We start from the raw sequence: 19,373 nt of genomic DNA, 5'->3' as shown, positions 1-19,373 counted from the left end.
AGATGAGGGGCGGCGGGCCCGACGGCCCGCCGCCCTTCGGCGTCCCCGAACGGCGAGCCCCGGGGCCCGCCGTTCCCGGGCAGGCCGCTCTCAGGTGAGACTGCCGCCCATCGCCCCGGCGAAGGAATTCGGGTCGACGTCGAAGCCCCGGACGGCGGGGCGGAAGTCCCAGCCCCCTGAAGCGTCTCTCGTGAACTCGGCGACGCTGGCCGCGGTGGAGGCGGACACGTCGGCGAAGTCGCTCTCCGCGAGCACGGTGTAGCCCTCGCGGATGCGGAAGCCCGTATTGGGTATGTCGCCGAACGTCTTCCTTCCTCCGCCCTGCTGGATGGCGATGCCGACCACCACCCGGGCGTAGACGGGCGCCAGCCGGTCGAGTTCGAGAGTCATGACCTCGTCGAAGCCGAATCCCTGGCCGGTCCGGCTGTCCCTGTTCAGGGTGATGGTGCCGTCCGGCGAGCGGCTGTCGAAGTGCACGACGTACACGGGGCTGCCGTACGGGTCGTCGGCGGCGTACGTCGCGGCGATGATGTCCAGGTCATGGGGCGGTTCCCCCATGGGGCTGGGATCCCACCTGAGCGTCACCTCGACCTTGTCGACCCCTTTGCTGAGACTGCCCACCCGTTTTCCCTCCCTCGGAACCCGGCCGGCTGTCACCGGCGCGAGCTGTGCGAATGTGCACCTGGGACAAGGCTAGCCCCGGGCACCGACAACTCGGGGGGCGCTCAGCACTGTTCACCCGTGAAAGAGGATGGCCGTACGATGGCGCGGTGCTGGTCAAGTGGATTCGCTGCACGGTGATCGACCGTCGAGGTTTCGAGCGGGGGCAGCGGAAGTGGGCGGGGCTGCTGGGGGAACCGGGGTTCCGGGGGCAGGGCGGTGGCTGGAGCCGTGAGCGGCCGGGGGTGGTGCACGTCTTTTCCTTCTGGGAGAGCCGCGCGTTCTACGACTCGTTCATGGCCCGTTCCCACGACCGGCTCGCGGCTGCCCAGTCGGGTACGTACAAGAATCCCCAAGTCGGGCTCTTCGACTACCGGTTCGACATCAAGACGGGCTTCGAACCGCGGTTCACCGACGCCGACGTGGTGCGGGTCGCGCACTGCAAGGTGCACGAGGGCCGGGTCGAGCACTTCTCGCTGATGCAGGAGAAGATCTGGAACCCGGCGATGGCCGGGTCGCCGGGGATGCTGCGGGGGGTGTTCGGCGAAGCGCCGGGCAATGAGTTCCTGGCGCTGTCGATGTGGCAGTCCGCCGCCGAGCACGGCAAGTACCGCGCCGAGCGGGTGGAGCGCCTGTCGCTGCGTGCGCAGACCGATGCCGATGTGGCCGAACTGGCGGGGGCCGTCGTTCAGTTGGAGCCCTCCTGGACGGTGTGACGGTGTGACGGTGTGACCGGGCCGTACGCGCGGTTCTGTACGCACCGCACCGGGCGGCGGGGCGCGCAGGATCCCTGCTCCGCGCGGTGGCCCGGTGTGCCGGCGGGCGCCTGCCCGGGCAGGCCGCTGCGCCGGTGTCTCCTTGTCCGGATACGCTGGACGGAGGCGGGGCAGCCGCCCGGCCGAGCCGCATTCGATCACAGGTTCTAGGGTTTCGGCATGGCACGACCGCGGCGCATCGTTCTCGTCCGGCACGGGGAGTCGGAGGGCAACGCCGACGACTCGGTGTACGAACGCGAGCCCGACCACGCGCTCAGGCTCACCGAAGCCGGTCTGCGCCAGGCCCGGCAGACCGGGGAGCGGCTGCGCGAGCTCTTCGGCGAGGAGCGGATCAGCGCCTACGTCTCGCCGTACCGCCGCACGCACGAGACCTTCGCCGCCTTCGGGCTGGACCCGGCCCGGGTGCGGGTGAGGGAGGAGCCGCGGCTGCGCGAGCAGGACTGGGGAAACTGGCAGGACAGGGACGACGTACGGCTTCAGAAGGCGTACCGGGACGCGTACGGGCACTTCTTCTACCGCTTCGCCCAGGGCGAGTCCGGGGCCGACGTGTACGACCGGGTCGGGGCCTTCCTGGAGAGCCTGTACCGGAGCTTCGAGGCGCCGGACCACCCGCCGAACGTGCTGCTGGTCACGCACGGCCTGACCATGCGGCTGTTCTGCATGCGCTGGTTCCACTGGACCGTGGCCGATTTCGAGTGCCTGACCAATCCGCGCAACGGCGAAACGCGGACCCTGCTGCTGGGGAAGGACGGCCGCTACACCCTTGACCAGCCGTTCGAACGCTGGCGGGTCCCCGAGCCGTACGGCCGCACCGGATAGAGTGGCAGGGCGATGACCGCTGACTCCTCCACCGTCCGGCGCTTCGAACGCGCCCTGGCCAGCCTGCGTGGGCTGTCCCTGGGAGACGCCCTGGGCTCCCAGTTCTTCGTACCCGTGAACTACCCGCTGCTCAAAAGGCGCGAGCTGCCGCCCGCACCCTGGCAGTGGACCGACGACACCGAGATGGCCTGTTCGGTCCTGGCGGTGCTCGCCGCACACGGCCGCATCGACCAGGACGCGCTCGCCCGTTCCTTCGCCGAGCACCACGACTTCGACCGCGGCTACGGCCCCGCCGTCAACCGGATGCTCCGGCTGATCAGGGAGGGCGGCGACTGGCGTGAGCTCGCCGCCGCGCTCTTCAACGGCCAGGGCTCCTGGGGCAACGGCGCGGCCATGCGCATCGCGCCGCTCGGTGCCTGGTACGCGGACGATCCCGAGCAGGCCACGCACCAGGCCGAGATCTCGTCGTACGTCACGCATCAGCACCGTGAGGCCGTGGTCGGTGCCATGGCCGTGGCGGCCGCCGCCGCGCTCGCCGCCGGTCCCGCGGGGCCGCCGACGCCGGCCGGACTGCTCGACGGCGTGATCGCGCTCGTGCCGCGCAGCGCCGTGGGCGCCGGGCTCCGCCGGGCCCGCGACATGCTGGACTACGACGACCCCGGGACCGTGGCCGCGGTGCTCGGCTGCGGACGGCGTACGAGTGCGCACGACACCGTGCCGTTCGCCCTCTGGTCGGCCGCCCGGGCCCTCGGCGACTTCGAGCAGGGCTTCTGGGCCACCGCGCAGGTGGGTGGCGACGTCGACACGACCTGCGCCATCTTCGGCGGAGTCGTCGCCGCGGGGGAGGCCGGAGCCCCGCCGGCCGGGTGGCTGGAGCAGACCGAAGAGCTGCCCGAATGGGTCCCCTCCCGCGTGGTCTGACACCGGCCACCTGCAGGACGCGGTGGTTCCGTGACTGTCACGGTCCTGCCACAGCCGGTCTCCGGCGGCGTCCGGACGGTGTACCGGGGCTAGTCTGACGGGCCACGCCGCCCTGTTGATCATGACGGGCGTGCGCCTACGAGACACCGGGCTCCGGTCACGGCACCCCTGCCGTCTCCCCGCCCGGTCGGGAGGGGGTCCCGTGTCCGATACGCCGTCCACACCGTCCACACCGCCCACACCGGCTGAACCGTCCGGTACCGGGCGCGGCGTGGAGGCCGCGCCGCAGAGCTCGGCTGCGCAGCCGCAGCCGAGGATGTCGTACCGGGAACAGCACAGCAGGGCGACGCAGCCCCAGCGCTACCAGTCCTGGCCACCGCCACCGGCCGGACCGCGGCCGTCGCCCGGGCCGCCGAAATGGCTGACCGCCGTACGGCCCGGACCGCCCGCCGGGATCCGCCCCGCCACGCTCGTGGCGGCTTTGGCCACTGCCCTGCTGAGCGCCCTGCTGCTCGGTGAGGGTCTGGGCCTGAACCTGCTCTTCGTGGCGGTGCCCGCCGCGCTCGCCGCCTACTTCGCCGCCCGGGCGGCAGGCCGCCGCCTCCGCCCCTGGACGCTCGTCTGGGCAGTCGGCGGCCTGGCCCTGCTGGCCGTTCCGGCACTGCGCGACGCGGGCTGGCCGACCTTCCTGGCCTGCGTGTCCGCGCTGGCACTGGGCTCGCTCGCCCTGCACGGCAACCGCACCTGGGCCGGCGTCCTCGCCGGTTCCCTGGGCATCTTCGGGTCGCTGGCCTCCGGCCCGGCCTGGGCCTGGCGGGGTATGCGCGAGCGGGCGGAGGTGTCGCGCGGCCGCTGGGCACCCATGGTGCGTACGGTCCTGGTCGCCGTCGTACTGCTGATCGTCTTCGGCGCGCTCTTCGCCTCCGCGGACGCCGCTTTCGCCGGTCTGCTCGGCGGCCTCGCGCCCGACGTCTCCGTCGCGGACAGCCCCTGGCGGATCTTCCTCTTCGCTCTCGGTCTGGCGGGCGCCCTCGCCGCTGCCCGCACCGCCGCCGCCCCACTGCGCTGGGACCGCCTCGAGATACGGCCGGGGCGTGCGCGCGGCCGCGCGGAATGGGCACTTCCGCTGGTCGTGCTCAATCTCCTCTTCGCCGCCTTCATCGCGGTCCAGCTCGCCGTCCTGTTCGGCGGCTACCGCAAGGTGCTCAGCGAGACCGGCCTGACGTCCGCCCAGTACGCGCGCCAGGGCTTCTGGCAACTGCTCTGGGTCACCCTGCTGGTTCTTCTGGTCGTCGCCGTCGCACTGCGCTGGGCCCCGCGCGGCACGGACCGCGACCGCGTCCTGGTGCGCTCGGTGCTCGGCACTCTGTGCGTCCTCACGCTGGTCGTCGTCGCATCCGCGCTGCGCCGCATGGACCTGTACGTCGACGCGTACGGTCTGACGCGGCTGCGCATCTCGGTGGCCGCGGTCGAGCTGTGGCTGGGCCTGGTGATCGTACTGATCATGGTGGCCGGGGTCCTGGGGGCCCGCTGGCTGCCGCGCGCGGTCGCCGCGAGCGCGGCGGCCGCCGTACTGGCCTTCGGCCTGGTCTCGCCGGACGGGCTGGTCGCCGAGCAGAACGTGGCGCGCTACAAGGAGACCCCCGAGAAGCTCGACGTGCACTACTTCCAGGACCTGTCGGCCGATGCCGTACCGGCACTGGACGCGCTGCCGGAGCCGCAGCGCTCCTGTGCGCTGGTGGGCATCGCCGAACGGCTCGACGGCATGAACGAGCCCTGGTACGCGACGAGCCTCGGTGTGGCGAGGGCGCGCGAGATCATCGAAGAGCGCCCCCTGGACGTCGACGAGGCCGAGTGCCGGAAGCTCGGTACGTACGGCGACGGGCGTGGGCTCTACAGCGAGTACTGACCGGCCGTCGGAGGTCAACGGGCCGGGGGCGGAGCCGCACTGCGCCTCCGCCCCCGGCCCGTTCCGGTCCTCTTCGGCCGCGTCATCCTCAGGCCGCCCCCGGGCCCCGCGGTGTCCGCCGCCTCCGCCGAGCACAGGGTGCCCCAAGGCGGCGGGAGCCCGTCCCGGCGTCGGCGTCGGCGGCGCGGATGGATCGGTACACCAGGGACACCGTGTCCACGGTCACCGTGTCCACGGTCGAGGTGAGCGCGCCGCTCACGCCCTGGAGCGCCCGTGCCGCGAGTACCTGCCACGGCCGGGCCGTGTCCGGCTTGTGTGATGAAGGCAGTTGAGAGGCAGTCACTACGGGTGACGGGAAGGGGAGTTGTGAACGGACAGCTCTTGAGGCTGCGGTCTGCCGCCGTCGGCCCCGGGAGGACCGCGTCGCGGACGCCCGACGATCCGGACGGCCGGATCTCGACGAGGCGCCGGACCGGGGCGGCATCCGCGAAGATCTTCACCGGCTCTGCCGGCGGGTGCGCGGAGCGATGTGTTCCACAATCGGCTTCGCGCTGTGTCCAGTGCTTCACGAATGCGACGGCGCGGTGGCGGAGCGGTTCCGTGCGGCGATCCTGCGCCGGGTGACCGAACCCCCGACCCGGCTCTTTCATGAGGCCGTACGCTGTGGGATCGAGCGGGGCGATGCCCGGCCCGACACCACCGGCGGCCTGGTCTTCGACGCGCCCCCGGTCTGATGGCGTACCGCTCGAAGGTGTGCGGGAGCGAAGGGTCGGACGGGGGATCGCCGAGACGATCGGCCGGACCATGGGGCCGCCCCTGCGCCCGGTGACCGGCTGTGCGGCTCTCGTTCCGCCCCTTGCCCCGGCCCGTTTTCGTCCAGGGCCGGCCCCGGGTTCCGCCCGGGGTGTCCCGGCGGGCTCCGGCGGCGTAATCTGTCTTGCGCCATGCCGTACGAACCACCCACCCACGCCGTCGAGCGCTCACTGCGCGCCACCACCGGTGCCAAGATCATCGCTGGTGTCGACGAAGTCGGGCGCGGAGCATGGGCCGGACCCGTCACCGTGTGCGCGGCCGTCACCGGCCTGCGCCGCCCGCCCGACGGGCTCACCGACTCCAAACTGATCAGCCCGAAGCGCCGTGCCGAGCTTGCCGCGATCCTCGAGGGATGGGTCACGTCGCACGCCCTCGGACACTCCTCGCCCGAGGAGATCGACGCACTCGGGATGACCGCCGCGCTGCGGCTCGCCGCCGTACGCGCCCTGGAGGCGCTGCCGGTGCGGCCGGACGCGGTGATCCTCGACGGGAAGCACGACTACCTCGGGCTGCCCTGGAAGGTCCGTACGGTCATCAAGGGCGACCAGTCATGCATCGCGGTCGCGGCCGCCTCGGTGATCGCCAAGGTGCGGCGGGACGCGATGATGGCCGAACTGGAGGCGGAGTCCCAGGAGTTCGCCGACTTCGCCTTCTCGGCCAACGCGGGCTATCCCTCGCCCGTGCACAAGGCGGCGCTGGCGGAGCGGGGGCCCACCCCGTACCACCGGCTTTCCTGGTCCTATCTCGACGCGCTGCCCCGGTGGCAGCACCTCAAGAAGACCAGGATCCCCGCGGGGGCCGCCGCTCTGGAAAACGGGGGCCAACTCGGCTTCGATTTCTGACCGCACACATGTGCCTACCCGCTGCTGCGTTTCGCGGCGGCATTTGATAGACATCCACTCATGCCTCTCTCCCCCGAGGAGCCTCAGATTCACGAGAGCGCCCAGGGTCCCCGCGTCACTCCGGCCACCGGCCGTCCCGCGTCGACCCCCCGTCCCGTACCCGGTCCGCGTACCGCGGCCACGCCGCGTCCCGGACGTCCCGTTCCCGGCCCGGCCCGGCCCGCGCCTCCGGCGCAGCGGTCGCACGCACCCGGTGGCCGGTCCCCGTCCCCGCGGCAGGAGAATCGTTCCGTGCCGCAGATCCAGCTGATCCCCGCTCCGGCGGACGGCGCGCTCGAAGCCGCCGACGAGGCGGTCGACGTGCTGCTCGACTCCGGCCGCGCGCCGGGCGACGTCCTGGTGCTCACCACCGGTGAGCAGCACCCCTGGGCCGCTCACGAGCTGTCCTTCGGCGAAGCCGCCTACTGGGCCCAGCACGATGCCCGTGACGACGTCTTCTACGCGGACGCCGCCGCGGAGCGGACCGTCGCCAGGCCCGTCGTCGTTGTCGCGGTCAACGGCGAAGGCGGCGGAAGCGACGAGGTGCTGACTCGTGTGCTGCCCTCCGCCAAGGCGCGTGCGAGCGTGCTGCTGATCGTGTGCGGAGACCCGCAGCGGGTCAACGCGGTGCTCGGCGCGGGCGTCTGAGGCGCAGGTCTCCTCAGGCCCTGCGCGGTCCGCGGGGCGGGTGAGAGGCGCGCAGGCCGGCGGACCGCTTCAGCGGGCCACCGCCCGTCGCAGCGCGTCCGCCGCCCCGCCGCCCGTGCGCGGCGGGGACGGCTCGGCCTCGGCTTCGGCTTCCGCCAGGCCGACCGGGTGTGATCCGGTGCTCGGGCGACGGCCGCCACGGCCTTCGCCGAGCACCTGCCAGCCGCTGTGCGTCAGCGTGATGTACGCGCCGCAGCGCAGCCCGTGCAGCGTGCAGGCGTCCCGCAGACCCCACATCCACGCCCCGTCCTCCTCGGTCCAGCGCTCGTCGCCGTCGCGGCAGTAGAGCAGCACGGCGGTCCGCACGGGCGTGCGGCGGCGCAGGTCGTGCGGGATGACGCGGCGCAGGTGCGCGAGCAGGACGTTGCGGAACTCCCAGCCGTCGGCGGGGACGGAGCGCCGGGCGAACGAGGCACTGGCGGTGAGCCGTTCCTCGGTGTCGAGGACGGCGACGACTGCTGTGGCCGGTGTGGGGCGATGCCGCGCGTGCAGTCCGCTGACGACTTCACGCGGATTGCGCAGCAGCGGTATGCCTGCGGCCGCCCACTCGGACGGTTCGAGTGTCCGGCCCAGACGGCTGACGGTGTCGGCGGGGTTCAACGAGGCGGCGGACGGAGCGAATCCGAAGGTCACGGTCCTCCCTTCGCATACGCGCCCAGAGGGTGGGCAGGGTCGGTTGGGGCGCACCGCGGCACAGCCCTTCCGGTCCACAGGCGGGCCGTGCGGGGGAGCGGTCCAATTCTCGCTGCCCTGTGGGGCATGCGGCAACGAGCAATTGACGAGGCCGACTGAAATCTGCGGGTATGACGTGGATATCCCTGCCCAAGTCGGCCGCGGGCAATGCCTCCCGCTCACGTCTGAACGGCGAGGACCAGTGGGAACACCCCCTCCGCTCCGGCCCGGCGCAGCAGTCTGGCCGCCACCGCGAGCGTCCAGCCGGTGTCCTGGCGATCGTCGACGAGCAGTACCGGACCACCGGCCGCGGCCAGCGCGGCGGCCAGTTCGGGCGGCACCGTCAGAGCCCGGTGAAGGCCCTTCACCCGCTGGGCGCTGTTGGTGTGCGACATCCGCTCGCCCGTTGCCTCGGGGGTGTACTCGACGGTGCCGAGCAGCGGCATTCTGCCCACCTCCGCGATCCGGCCGGCGAGCGACCGGATGAGCACGGGCCTGCTGTGCGAGGCGACCGTGACCACCCCGACCGGGCGCGCTGCGGCGTCGGAGCCACCGGAAGCCCAGCCTCCGGGGCCCTTCGCCCAGTCGGCCAGCACACTGACCACCGCGTTCGCCACATCGTCCGGCACCGGGCCGTCGGGGGCCTGCGCCGCGAGGAGCGGACGGAGCCTGTTGCCCCAGCCGATGTCCGAGAGCCGCCCCAGCGCCCGTCCCGGGAGGGCCAGTTCACCTTGCGGGATGCGCCCCTTGAGGTCCACGCCGACCGCGGCGAGACCGGTCGGCCACATCTTGCGCGGCTCCACCTCCACCCCCGGCCTGCCGAGTTCACCGCGTGCCGTGTCCAGGGCCCCCGTGGACACCGTGTCGCCGAACCGGGCCCCTGCGCAGTTGTCGCACCGGCCGCACGGCGCGGCCTCCTCGTCGTCCAGCTGGCGCCGCAGGAACTCCATCCGGCAGCCGGTCGTCGTCGCGTAGTCACGCATGGCCTGCTGCTCGGCGGCGCGCTGCCGGGCGACCCAGGCGTAACGCTCGGCCTCGTACACCCACGGCTGCCCCGTGGAGGTCCAGCCGCCCTTCACCCTGCGCACCGCGCCGTCCACGTCGAGGACCTTGAGCATCGCCTCCAGACGGGTGCGCCGCAGGTCGACGATCGGCTCCAGCGCGGGCAGCGACAGCGGGCGCCCCGCCGTGGCCAGCGCGTCGAGCGTGCGGCGTACCTGCTCCTCCGGCGGGAAGGCGACGGAGGCGAAGTACTGCCAGATCGCCTCGTCCTCGCGGCCCGGCAGGAGCAGCACCTCGGCATGGGCCACACCACGGCCCGCGCGTCCCACCTGCTGGTAGTACGCGATGGGGGAGGAGGGCGAGCCCAGGTGCACGACGAAACCGAGATCCGGTTTGTCGAAGCCCATGCCCAGCGCGGAGGTGGCGACCAGAGCCTTGACCCGGTTGGCGAGCAGGTCCTCCTCGGCCTGCATCCGCTCCGCGTTCTCGGTCCTGCCGGTGTACGACGCGACGGTGTGGCCGCACTGGCGCAAGTACGCCGTGACCTCTTCGGCGGCGGCGACCGTCAGCGTGTAGACGATCCCGGATCCGGGCAGCTCGCCGAGGTGGTCGGCCAGCCAGGCCAGGCGGTGAGCGGCGTCCGGAAGCCGCAGTACTCCCAGGCTGAGGCTCTCCCGGTCCAGCGGGCCGCGCAGCACCAGGGCGTCCGTGTCCGCGCCCGTCCCCAGCTGCTCCGCGACGTCGGCGGTCACGCGGGCATTCGCCGTGGCCGTGGTGGCGAGTACGGGGACGCCCGGCGGAAGCTCGGCGAGCATGGTGCGCAGCCGCCGGTAGTCGGGCCGGAAGTCGTGACCCCAGTCCGAGATGCAGTGGGCCTCGTCCACCACCAGCAGGCCGGTGGCGGCGGACAGCTTGGGCAGCACCTCGTCGCGGAAGTCGGGGTTGTTCAGCCGCTCGGGGCTGACCAGCAGCACGTCCACCTCGCCGGCCGCGACCTCGGCCTGGACCGTGTCCCACTCCTCCGTGTTGGACGAATTGATCGTCCGCGCGCGGATGCCTGCCCGCGCCGCCGCCTCCACCTGGTTGCGCATGAGCGCGAGGAGCGGCGAAACGATCACTGTGGGCCCGGCGCCGCGCTCGCGCAGCAGGGAGGTGGCGACGAAGTACACGGCGGACTTGCCCCAGCCGGTGCGCTGCACGACCAGGGCCCGGCGCTTGTCGGCGACGAGCGCCTCGATGGCCCGCCACTGGTCCTCGCGCAGCCTGGCGGCGCCGGTGGTGTCTCCGACGAGGCGGGCGAGTACGGAATCGGCCGAGGACCTGAGGTCTGCGTTGGTCATGCCCCCATGCAACCCGATGCCTCGGACATTGCGCGAATGAGGCCTCCAGCCTGTGGACAAAGTTATCCACAGGGTTGGCGGCGCGGACGGCTTCTGCGGGAACGTCGAGCCATGAACAACCACCACGAACCCACAAGGCCCTCCGCCGGCGACCAGATCACCCTGCGGGGCCCCGCCGAACTTGCCGACGCCCTCCCGTACCTCATGGGCTTCCATCCGACCGACAGCGTGGTGATGGTCGCGCTGCACGGCCGCAGGGGCCGGTTCGGCGGGCGGCTCAGGCTCGGCATCCCGAGCTCGCCGAAGGAATGGCCGTTCGTCTCCGACCAGCTCGCCGACTGCCTGGTGACAGGCAGCGAGCGGCGGGGAGCCCGTCCCGAGGGCATCGTCGTCTTCCTCTGCCAGGACCCGGCCGAGGGCGAGTCGGGCAGGCAGGTGATGGAGCGGCTGCGCCCCTTCGCGCAACGGCTGCGCACCGCGTGCGGCGCGCTCGACGTGCCCGTGTCCGAAGCGCTGTGCATCTCCGACGGGAGGTACTGGTCCTACTGCTGCCCCGACGAGCGCTGCTGCCCGCCCGACGGGAACGTCCTGGCGATGCCGGGCACCTCGGTGATGGCCGCGGCCGCCGCCTACGCCGGAATCCAGGTGCGCGGATCCCTGCGGGAGATGGAGGCCAGGCTCGCGCCCCCGCAGCAGCCGGCCGGCCAGGAGCAGGAGCAGGTGCGGGCACTGGACGCGGCGGGGCTCGCGCTGGTGCCCCGGATCCTCAGCGGTACCGAGCGTGAGCGGGTCACGGCGGAGACGCTCGGCCTGGCCCGCCGGCTGATGAAGCGCCTCGGCGAGAACGGGCCGGCCACGGCAGGCTGGCCCGACGCGGACGCCGGCGACGACGCCCTCATCGCCCACGACGAGGCTGCGGCCGTCATCCTCGGGCTCCAGGACCGGGAGACCAGGGACCGGGCTGCGGAGTGGATGGAGGGGGCGGACGCCGAGCCCGCGCTGCGGCTCTGGCGGGCGCTCGCCCGCCGGTGCGCCGGAGCGTACGACACCCATGCCGCCGCCCCGCTCACCCTCGCCGGATGGGTCGCCTGGTCGACCGGGGACGAGCCGGGGGCGAGGGTGGCCCTCGACCGCGCCCTGCGGGCCGACCCCGAGTACACCTTCGCCCGGCTTCTGCACCAGGCGTGCAACGAGGGCATCGACCCGGAAGGCCTGCGGCGCTGTCTGCGCGAGGAGCGCCGGGAGCGTGCGGAACACAAACGGCTCCGTCCACGTGTCGTACGCACACGTGCCACCACGCGTTCCGTACGGCCGCAGGCCGCCGCCAAGCAGAGTGCCCCGCCGGCCGGGGCGCGGCCGGCGGCAGCCGACGCGCGAGGCCGTGCGCGCCGACGGGACAGCCGGCGGGACAGTCCGCGGGGGAGGAGCGGGCGATGACGGCCGTTACCACGGCGGCGACGCGGACGTTCACACGTATGGCGGTACCGCGAACGCCCCGCGCCGTCTCGACCCACGCGGCTGTCACGAGCGCAGAGGAGGCACCGTATGACCCTCACCGCCCCGTACCCCGCCGGGGGAAGACACCTCGCGGGAGGTGCCCGGCCCTCCGGTGAGCTGCCTTCGGTCCATGCCCTGCTGGTCTGTGCGGACCTGCCCGGGCTCGCGCTCTCCGCGGAAGACGGGCAGCTCACCGGCCACGGCCTGGAGGGCTTCTACCGGTCGGGGCGACGGCTGCTCTCCCGCTGCCACTTGCGGGTCGCGGGACGGGAACCGGTCGCTGTGCAGGGCCGGCTGGTCTCCGCGTCCCGCGCCCGGTTCGTGGGTGTGGTGCGTCCCCCGGCCGGTGCGGGTCCGGACCCCGAGATCGCCGTGGAGCGGCTGCGGCACGCCGGAGGCACGGAGCGGATCGTCCTGCGCAGCTCGGCGTGGCGTGCCGTGCGGCTCCGCGTGGAGATCGGGCTCGGCACCGACCTCGCGGACCTGGGCGCCGTCGCCGCGGGCCGCTCGGGGCCCGAGCTGCCCGCCAGCGTCCACGCCTCGGGCATGCGCTGGTCGGCGGCGGGGGCCCAGGCCGTGGTCACCGCCGACCCGCCTCCCGAGGACGCGATCGCCTCCGCCGGTCTGCTGCGCTGGGAGATCGAACTGCTGCCCGGCGCCTCGCGCACCATCGAACTGCGGATCCGTGCGGAGCGTGGTGCCCGGCCACTCGCGAAGACCGGAACGGGCCCGTTCTCCGAGGCGACGGCGGAGGGGGACGATCCGCGGGTGCGGGAGCTGTTGCGGAGCAGTCTCGACGATCTGCGGGCCCTGCTGACGCGCGACCCGCGCCATCCCGCGGATGTGTACCTGGCGGCGGGGGTGCCCTGGCGCTGCGGACTCGCGCCCGCCGAGGCGCTGTGGGCGGCGCGCATGACGCTGCCGCTCGGCACCCGGCTCGCTGCGACGACGCTGCGCACCCTCGCCCGTACCCAGCTGCCGGGCCCGGGGCCCGACCAGGGCCGGCTCCCGGGCCCGCTCAGGGACGCGGGCCCGCACCTCCCGCCCAGCTGTACGGGTGTGGAGGCGACGCTGGCCTTCCCCGTGGTGCTCGCGGAGGCGAGGCGGTGGGGGCTGGCGGAGCAGGATCTGGAGGAGCTGCTGCCCGTGGCCGAACGCTGTCTGCTCTGGTTGCGCAGAGCCGCGGACGGCGACGGCTGTCTGGGGGAACGGGGCCCCGGAGGGCCCCGGCGCAGTGAGACCCAGGCCCATGCCCACCGCGCGGCGGTGCTCGGCGCGGACCTGCTGGCCGAGTGCGGCCGCCCGGGAGCCGAAGGATGGCGCGAGTGGGCGGGAGGGCTCCGCCGTACGTTCCAGGAGGACTTCTGGATCGAGGACCGTGCGGGAGGCAGGCCGGCGGCGGCCCGTACCGCGGGGGGACGGATCGTTCCGCACCTCGGCGGCTTTGCCGCGCACCTCCTGGACACCGGCCTGCTCGGCGCCGGGCGACAGGCGCCCGGCCTGCTGGACAAGGTGCAGACCGAACAGGTGGCGAGACTGCTGGGCGGTCCCGCGATGGACTCGGGCTGGGGGCTGCGCAGCCTCGGCGCCAAAGAGAGCGGTCACAACCCCTTCGGCCACCGCGGTGGCGCGGTGCGCGTCCACGAAACGGCCGTCGCCGTCGCGGGACTCGCGGCGGCCGGATACGAGAGGGAAGCGGCAGCCCTGCTGCGCGGCGTCCTCGACGCCGCGGGAGCCTTCGGCAACCGGCTGCCCGAGATGTACGCGGGCGAGCAGCGCACCGCGGGCAGCCTTCCCGTGCCGCACCCGGCCGCGTGCCGCCCCGCGGCGGTGGCGGCCGCGGCCGGTGTCCACCTGCTCACCGCGCTCGCGGGCATCCGCCCGGACGCCCCGGCCGGCACGGTGGCGCTGTTCCCGGTGCGCAGTGCGCCGCTCGGGGCCGTGCAGCTGTCCGGACTGCGCGTGGCGGGGGAGCCCTTCGCCGTACGGATCAGCAGGCTGGGCCTCGGCATGGTCGAGGAAGCCGCCGGAACACTCCAGTTGGGCGGCTGAACCGTGGACGCCGGGGAGCGGTGCGAAGAGGGCGGCGCGGACCGCGGCTTCACCGGCAGGAGGACTGTTTATCGTCAGGCAGACGACTATGATCACGGCATGTCGCCCTACGACCCATCGGCCTTTCCTCCCTTCGCCGTCACCGTGGATCTGGTCGTGCTCACCGTGCGCCGTCACGCACTCTGCGCGCTGGTCGTACGCCGGGGCGAGCAGCCCTATCAGGGCCGGTGGGCACTGCCCGGCGGCTTTGTCCGGGCGGAGGAGGACCTCGGGGCGGCGGCGGCACGCGAGCTCGCCGAGGAGACCGGACTGTGCGCGCACGACCCCGGTGCCCCCTCGCCCGGGAACGGGGCGCACCTGGAGCAGCTGGCCACGTACGGGGACCCCGGGCGGGACCCCCGGATGCGGGTGGTGAGCGTGGCTTATCTGGTGCTCGCACCGGACCTTCCCGCTCCGCGGGCGGGCGGTGACGCGCACAGCGTGCGCTGGGCACCGGTGGAGGCCCTGCTCGGCCAGGAGGATGACCACAGCCGCGAGGACGAGCCTCCGGCCCCGCTCGCCTTCGACCACGCCCGGATCCTCGCGGACGGCGTGGAGCGCGCCCGCTCCAAAATCGAATACTCGTCGCTCGCCACGGCCTTCTGCCCCCCGGAGTTCACCGTCGGCGAGCTGCGCCGGGTGTACGAAGCCGTCTGGGGCGTCGCGCTCGATCCCCGGAACTTCCACCGCAAGGTCACCGGCACCCCTGGTTTCCTCGTCCCCTCGGGCGGGACCACGACCCGGCAGGGCGGCCGGCCTGCGCAACTGTTCCGGGCCGGCGGGGCGACGCTGCTCAACCCGCCGATGCTGCGCCCCGAGGTCTGACACCCGAGGTCGGCACCCGAGGCCCGGCACCTGGGCCCGGCCCACCGGACCGGCACCCCTGGTCTGACACCCGCAGTTGCTTCGCTGCGCCAGAAGTCGGATATATCGCGTTATCTTGCTGCAGTACCGCCCTGCCGCCGAGCGGTCTCCCCTTCCGCGAGAGAAGCGATGCTCCAGGCCATCGGACTCACCAGCGCCCCCCGCCGAAAACTCCCGCCCGCCGTGGACGACCTGACCTTCGAGGCGCGGCCAGGGCAGGTCACGGCCCTCCTCGGCGCCGCCGGATCCGGCAAGACCACGACGCTCAGGCTGATGCTCGGCCTCGAACCCGGCCGCGGTGTCACGTACTTCCGCGGACGCCCCCTCCACCGGATCACCCACCCCGCCCGCGAGGTCGGGGCGCTCCTCGGCGACGTGCCGGGCCACCCCGCCCGTACCGCCCGCGGCCAGCTCCGCATGCTCTGCGCCGCGGCCGGCGTGCCCGCCGGCCGCGCGAACGACATGCTCGGTCTCGTCGGCCTGGCCGACCTCGGCGACCAGCGCCTCAGCACGCTCTCCCGGGGCATGGACCGCCGGCTCGGCCTCGCCTCCGCCCTGCTGGGCGACCCGCACGCCCTCCTCCTCGACGAGCCGGCCGACGGTCTGTCCCCGCGCGAGAACAGCTGGGTGTACGGACTGCTGCGTGGCCATGCGGCCCGGGGCGGCACCGTGCTGTACACCACGCGCGACGCCAAGGAAGCCGCCCGTACCGCCGACCGGGTCGTCACCATCGACGACGGCCGCCTCGTCGCGGACCAGGAGGCGGCCGAGTTCGCCAGGACCAGGCTCCGCCCCCGCGTCGTCGTCAGGACCCCGCACGCCGCCCGCCTGGGCGTCCTTGTCGCCCGCGAAGCCCGCGCGGCCCGGCGTTCCGTCGAGGTCGTCACCGAGGGGGGCAGCCACCTCTCCGTCTACGGCAGCGACTGCGCGCAGATCGGCGAGACGGCCTTCCGTCACGGCATCCCGGTCCACCGGCTCGCCGACGAGATCGGCGACACCGGCCCGGCCCCCGCTCCGGAGCAGCCGGCCGCGTCCCCTTCCCGGGCTTCCCCGGCTTCCCCGGCCGCCGCCGGGCGTGGCGAAAGCGAGGCGGAGGGGCCCGTCGCGGCGCCGGAACCGTCCTCGCGACCGCTGCCCCTGCGCCCGGCGCGCAGCCCGCTCCACCCCCTGCGCTACGAACTGCACCGCCTCCTCGGCACGAGGACCGCCCTTCTGACCGCGGCCACCGTCCTCGTCGCGTCCGTGGTGATCTCCGTGCTGCTCGCGCGCCGGGGCAGCGCCCCCCTGCCCGGCCTTCTCGCCGCCTGGCCGGACATCCTGCCCCTGCCGCCCGCGGCGTTCGGCGCCGGGCTGCTCGGCGCGATCGCCTTCGGTGAGGAGTTCCGGTACCCCGCCCTCGCCGCCGCCCGCGGCACGGTCCCACGCCGCCTCGGGCTGCTCCTGGCCAAGCTGATCGTCTCCGCCGCCACCGCGCTGCTCCTGGGGGCGCTCGTCGTGGTGGCCGACGCCGAGGCCCTGCGGCTGGTGTACGGCGAGGACTTGCTGCGCGTACCGGAGAAATGGGCGTCCATGGCGGCAAGTTGGTCCGGCCTCACCGTCGGCTGCGCCTGGGCCGGACTGCTGGGCGCCGGTGTCTTCCGCGCGACGGCCCCCGGAGTGGCCGCGGTACTCGCCGTGCCGGTCCTCGTGGCGCCGGTCGCACAGCAGATGATCCTGAGCCCGTCCGTACGTTCGGTGGCCGGACTCCCGGGCAGGCTGCGCGAGGTGGCGTGGCTGCAGTGGCCGTACGAGGCCGACCGGTGGCTGGTGGCCGCGGTGAGAGTCGCGGCCCAACCCGTCGGTGCCGCACTGGCGTTGTCGCTGTGTGCCCTTCTCTGCGCGTATCTGTTCGTCGGCCTTCGTCGCAGTGCTCATTGGTGACCGACTTGTGCGGTGAAGGCCGTCAACGACTCATAACTCCCCTGAGAACGCCCGGGTATTTCCGATAAGTCGTCAATTACAGGGCGGGCGACGATCACCCTTTCGTGTGCTTTTCACCAAAGACCTCAAGGGGCACGGAAGTCACGCCGACAAAGGATCCGTGAGTACCCTTGCGCACACCATGATGACCGCCGCCCGCTCCGCCGATTCAGGCCTCGCCGGGCCGGGTGAACTCGACCGCTATCCCTACGCGGAGGCGCCGGGCGCCGACCGCGTCGGCATGCCCTCCTGGGACGGGGGCGACCCGGACCTGGGCCGGGTGGGCCGCCGTTCGGCAGGCAGCCGGGGCCGCGGGCTCCACGGCCAACTCGTCCAGCAGCTCGGCCAGATGATCGTCTCCGGCGACCTGGGCGCCGACCGCCCGCTCGTCCCCGAGGAGATCGGCCAGCGCTTCGAGGTCTCCCGCACCGTCGTGCGCGAATCCCTGCGCGTACTTGAAGCGAAAGGCCTGGTCAGCGCCCGTCCCAACGTCGGCACCCGGGTCCGCCCCGTCAGTGACTGGAACCTGCTGGACCCCGACATCATCGAGTGGCGGGCCTTCGGTCCGCAGCGCGACGATCAACGCCGTGAACTCGGCGAACTGCGGTGGATGATCGAGCCGCTCGCGGCCCGCCTCGCGGTCGGCCACGGACGCGACGACCTCCAGCAGCGCCTCGGCGACATGGTCGAGATCATGGGCCACGCCCTTGCGCAGGGTGACTCCCTGACGTTCTCCCGGGCCGACGCCGAATTCCACTCGCTCATCATCCAGCTCGCGGGCAACCGCATGCTCGAACACCTTTCCGGCATCGTCTCCGCCGCCCTTCAGGTGTCCGGAGGGTCCCTCATCGGCTGTGACCGCCCGACTGAGGCCGCTCTCGTCCACCACTCCCGCATCGTGGACGCGCTCGCCGCGGGCGATGCCATGGCCGCCGAGACCGCCATGCGTCAACTGCTCACCACACACCCGGAAGTGGAGCGTGTGGTGCCGGCGCCGCGCGAGCACTGATCACGGACCACGGCCGGGGTGTGTGCCTTGCGGCCCGACTGCGCTGACGAACCTCGTGTCGCCGGATCCCACGGGTCCGGCGACACGCTTGTGAGCCGGTGTTCCTTCCGCTCTTCCGCGCTCCGTACGGCGTGTGACTCGGGCCACGCAGATTGGGCGTAACACTCCTCGGAACTGTGCGATGACCTAAGAGGTGACAGCCGAAGAGGGAATACAGCCGCTGAACCTGGCGCTGTAACCAGTCCGAGGTTCAACCTGCGCCGTCGGTACATCCCCAGCCGATGTCGTCGGTCGTGGCCCGTACTCAGGGCGAGGCCGGAAGCCGTTTCCATCGTTCCGAGAGGTTGTTCGTGTCGGCCAGCACATCCCGTACGCTCCCGCCGGAGATCGCCGAGTCCGAGTCTGTGATGGCGCTTATCGAGCGGGGAAAGGCTGATGGGCAGATCGCGGGCGACGACGTGCGCCAGGCATTCTTGGCCGACCAGATTCCCTCGGCCCAGTGGAAGAACGTTCTGCGCAGCCTCAACCAGATCCTCGAGGAAGAGGGTGTGACGCTGATGGTCACCGCCGCGGAGCCGCCCAAGCGCCCCCGCAAGAGCGTCGCGGCCAAGAGCCCGGTCAAGCGCACCGCCACCAAATCCGTCGCGGACAAGGCGGCCCCCGCGAAGACGGTCGCCGCCACCGCCGCTCCGGCGTCCGAGACCGTGGACGCGGTGGCCGACGAGGCCGTCGCACCCGAGGCCGCCGCCACGCCCGGGCCGGGGGAGAAGGCCGCCGCCAAGAAAGCCGTGGCCAAGAAGACCGCTGCGAAGAAGACCGCGGCCAAGAAGACGGCCACCAAGAAGGCCTCCGCCAAGAAGGGCGCCGACGAGGCCGCCGACGGCGAGGACTCCACCGAGGAGATCCCGGTCAAGGCGGGCGCCGACGAAGAAGAAGAGGGCGGGGAGAAGGGCTTCGTTCTCTCCGACGAGGACGAGGACGACGCGCCCGCGCAGCAGGTCGCTGTCGCCGGTGCCACCGCCGACCCTGTCAAGGACTACCTCAAGCAGATCGGCAAGGTCCCCCTCCTCAACGCCGAGCAGGAGGTGGAGCTCGCCAAGCGCATCGAGGCGGGCCTGTTCGCCGAGGACAAGCTGGCCAACAGCGACAAGCTCGCGCCTAAGCTCAAGCGCGAGCTGGAGATCATCGCCGAGGACGGCCGCCGCGCCAAGAACCACCTGCTGGAGGCCAACCTCCGCCTCGTGGTCTCGCTGGCCAAGCGCTACACCGGCCGCGGCATGCTCTTCCTGGACCTGATCCAGGAGGGCAACCTGGGTCTGATCCGCGCGGTGGAGAAGTTCGACTACACCAAGGGCTACAAGTTCTCGACGTACGCCACCTGGTGGATCCGGCAGGCGATCACCCGCGCGATGGCCGACCAGGCCCGCACCATCCGCATCCCGGTGCACATGG

The 19,373-nt window shown here is 72.9% G+C and carries 15 protein-coding genes and 1 pseudogene; 13 read left to right on the top strand and 3 right to left on the bottom strand.

What is annotated here, in order from left to right; translation table 11 throughout:
• Positions 1-90 precede the first annotated feature (90 nt).
• Positions 91-621 (bottom strand): TerD family protein, encoded by a 531-nt coding sequence (locus ACWD0Y_RS12095; RefSeq protein WP_450260251.1) that lies wholly within the window; start codon positions 619-621, stop codon positions 91-93.
• A gap of 149 nt (positions 622-770) precedes the next feature.
• On the opposite strand from ACWD0Y_RS12095, the gene ACWD0Y_RS12090 reads away from it, so the two are divergent.
• The 7 genes and pseudogenes from ACWD0Y_RS12090 to ACWD0Y_RS12060 all read left to right on the top strand — a co-directional run bounded on the left by ACWD0Y_RS12090 (position 771) and on the right by ACWD0Y_RS12060 (position 7,427).
• Positions 771-1,376, top strand: a complete 606-nt coding sequence (locus ACWD0Y_RS12090; protein WP_450260250.1) for a YdbC family protein — start codon at positions 771-773, stop codon at positions 1,374-1,376.
• A gap of 219 nt (positions 1,377-1,595) precedes the next feature.
• On the top strand, positions 1,596-2,255 hold the full coding sequence (locus tag ACWD0Y_RS12085; protein ID WP_450260249.1) for a histidine phosphatase family protein: 660 nt from the start codon (positions 1,596-1,598) through the stop codon (positions 2,253-2,255).
• Between the two features lie 12 nt (positions 2,256-2,267).
• A complete protein-coding gene (locus tag ACWD0Y_RS12080; protein ID WP_450260248.1) occupies positions 2,268-3,176 on the top strand; it encodes an ADP-ribosylglycohydrolase family protein in 909 nt (302 codons plus the stop codon).
• Positions 3,177-3,297: 121 nt separating this feature from the next.
• Positions 3,298-5,085 carry a DUF4153 domain-containing protein gene (locus ACWD0Y_RS12075; RefSeq protein ID WP_450260247.1) on the top strand — a complete coding sequence of 596 codons (1,788 nt, stop codon included), beginning with the start codon at positions 3,298-3,300 and terminating at the stop codon, positions 5,083-5,085.
• Between the two features lie 479 nt (positions 5,086-5,564).
• Positions 5,565-5,819 (top strand): annotated as a pseudogene (locus tag ACWD0Y_RS12070) (TetR/AcrR family transcriptional regulator C-terminal ligand-binding domain-containing protein); the annotation flags it as partial.
• 210 nt (positions 5,820-6,029) lie between these two features.
• Entirely contained in the window at positions 6,030-6,740 is a 711-nt protein-coding gene (locus ACWD0Y_RS12065) for a ribonuclease HII (RefSeq protein WP_450260246.1), read from the top strand.
• Positions 6,741-6,800: 60 nt separating this feature from the next.
• On the top strand, positions 6,801-7,427 hold the full coding sequence (locus ACWD0Y_RS12060) for a hypothetical protein (RefSeq protein ID WP_450260245.1): 627 nt from the start codon (positions 6,801-6,803) through the stop codon (positions 7,425-7,427).
• Between the two features lie 69 nt (positions 7,428-7,496).
• Here ACWD0Y_RS12060 and ACWD0Y_RS12055 read toward each other — a convergent pair whose 3' ends face one another.
• On the bottom strand, positions 7,497-8,120 hold the full coding sequence (locus ACWD0Y_RS12055; RefSeq protein WP_450260244.1) for a hypothetical protein: 624 nt from the start codon (positions 8,118-8,120) through the stop codon (positions 7,497-7,499).
• Positions 8,121-8,338: 218 nt separating this feature from the next.
• Positions 8,339-10,501 (bottom strand): RecQ family ATP-dependent DNA helicase, encoded by a 2,163-nt coding sequence (locus ACWD0Y_RS12050; protein WP_450260243.1) that lies wholly within the window; start codon positions 10,499-10,501, stop codon positions 8,339-8,341.
• Between the two features lie 111 nt (positions 10,502-10,612).
• Between ACWD0Y_RS12050 and ACWD0Y_RS12045 the strand changes: the two genes are divergently transcribed.
• The 6 genes from ACWD0Y_RS12045 to ACWD0Y_RS12020 form a co-directional block, all read left to right on the top strand.
• Positions 10,613-11,938: a DUF4192 domain-containing protein gene (locus ACWD0Y_RS12045; RefSeq protein ID WP_450260242.1), complete on the top strand. Its 1,326-nt coding sequence runs from the start codon at positions 10,613-10,615 to the stop codon at positions 11,936-11,938.
• A gap of 108 nt (positions 11,939-12,046) precedes the next feature.
• Positions 12,047-14,050 (top strand): glycogen debranching N-terminal domain-containing protein, encoded by a 2,004-nt coding sequence (locus ACWD0Y_RS12040; protein WP_450260241.1) that lies wholly within the window; start codon positions 12,047-12,049, stop codon positions 14,048-14,050.
• Between the two features lie 99 nt (positions 14,051-14,149).
• Positions 14,150-14,914, top strand: coding sequence for an NUDIX hydrolase (locus tag ACWD0Y_RS12035; protein WP_450260240.1), 765 nt, complete (start codon positions 14,150-14,152; stop codon positions 14,912-14,914).
• Positions 14,915-15,082: 168 nt separating this feature from the next.
• Positions 15,083-16,873: an ABC transporter ATP-binding protein gene (locus ACWD0Y_RS12030; RefSeq protein WP_450260239.1), complete on the top strand. Its 1,791-nt coding sequence runs from the start codon at positions 15,083-15,085 to the stop codon at positions 16,871-16,873.
• A 160-nt stretch (positions 16,874-17,033) separates the two neighbouring features.
• The gene (locus ACWD0Y_RS12025; RefSeq protein WP_450260238.1) at positions 17,034-17,921 is read left to right on the top strand and encodes a FadR/GntR family transcriptional regulator; all 888 of its coding nucleotides are present in this window, start codon (positions 17,034-17,036) and stop codon (positions 17,919-17,921) included.
• Between the two features lie 350 nt (positions 17,922-18,271).
• Positions 18,272-19,373, top strand: a 1,102-nt coding sequence (locus ACWD0Y_RS12020) for a sigma-70 family RNA polymerase sigma factor (protein WP_450260237.1), incomplete at its 3' end; no start/stop codon positions are given.

Source organism: Streptomyces altiplanensis (assembly GCF_053591575.1).
The sequence above is the reverse complement of the archived record's forward strand: the minus strand, read 5'-3'. Positions and strand labels throughout refer to the sequence as shown.

Bases quoted from the DNA above. Each gene is read 5' to 3' on its own strand.
- ACWD0Y_RS12035 (WP_450260240.1), top strand. From the start codon at position 14,150: ATGTCGCCCTACGACCCATCGGCCTTTCCTCCCTTCGCCGTCACCGTG.
- ACWD0Y_RS12045 (WP_450260242.1), top strand. From the start codon at position 10,613: ATGAACAACCACCACGAACCCACAAGGCCCTCCGCCGGCGACCAGATC.
- ACWD0Y_RS12085 (WP_450260249.1), top strand. From the start codon at position 1,596: ATGGCACGACCGCGGCGCATCGTTCTCGTCCGGCACGGGGAGTCGGAG.
- ACWD0Y_RS12040 (WP_450260241.1), top strand. From the start codon at position 12,047: ATGACCCTCACCGCCCCGTACCCCGCCGGGGGAAGACACCTCGCGGGA.
- ACWD0Y_RS12060 (WP_450260245.1), top strand. From the start codon at position 6,801: ATGCCTCTCTCCCCCGAGGAGCCTCAGATTCACGAGAGCGCCCAGGGT.
- ACWD0Y_RS12075 (WP_450260247.1), top strand. From the start codon at position 3,298: ATGACGGGCGTGCGCCTACGAGACACCGGGCTCCGGTCACGGCACCCC.
- ACWD0Y_RS12080 (WP_450260248.1), top strand. From the start codon at position 2,268: ATGACCGCTGACTCCTCCACCGTCCGGCGCTTCGAACGCGCCCTGGCC.
- ACWD0Y_RS12030 (WP_450260239.1), top strand. From the start codon at position 15,083: ATGCTCCAGGCCATCGGACTCACCAGCGCCCCCCGCCGAAAACTCCCG.
- ACWD0Y_RS12065 (WP_450260246.1), top strand. From the start codon at position 6,030: ATGCCGTACGAACCACCCACCCACGCCGTCGAGCGCTCACTGCGCGCC.
- ACWD0Y_RS12050 (WP_450260243.1), bottom strand. From the start codon at position 10,501: ATGACCAACGCAGACCTCAGGTCCTCGGCCGATTCCGTACTCGCCCGC.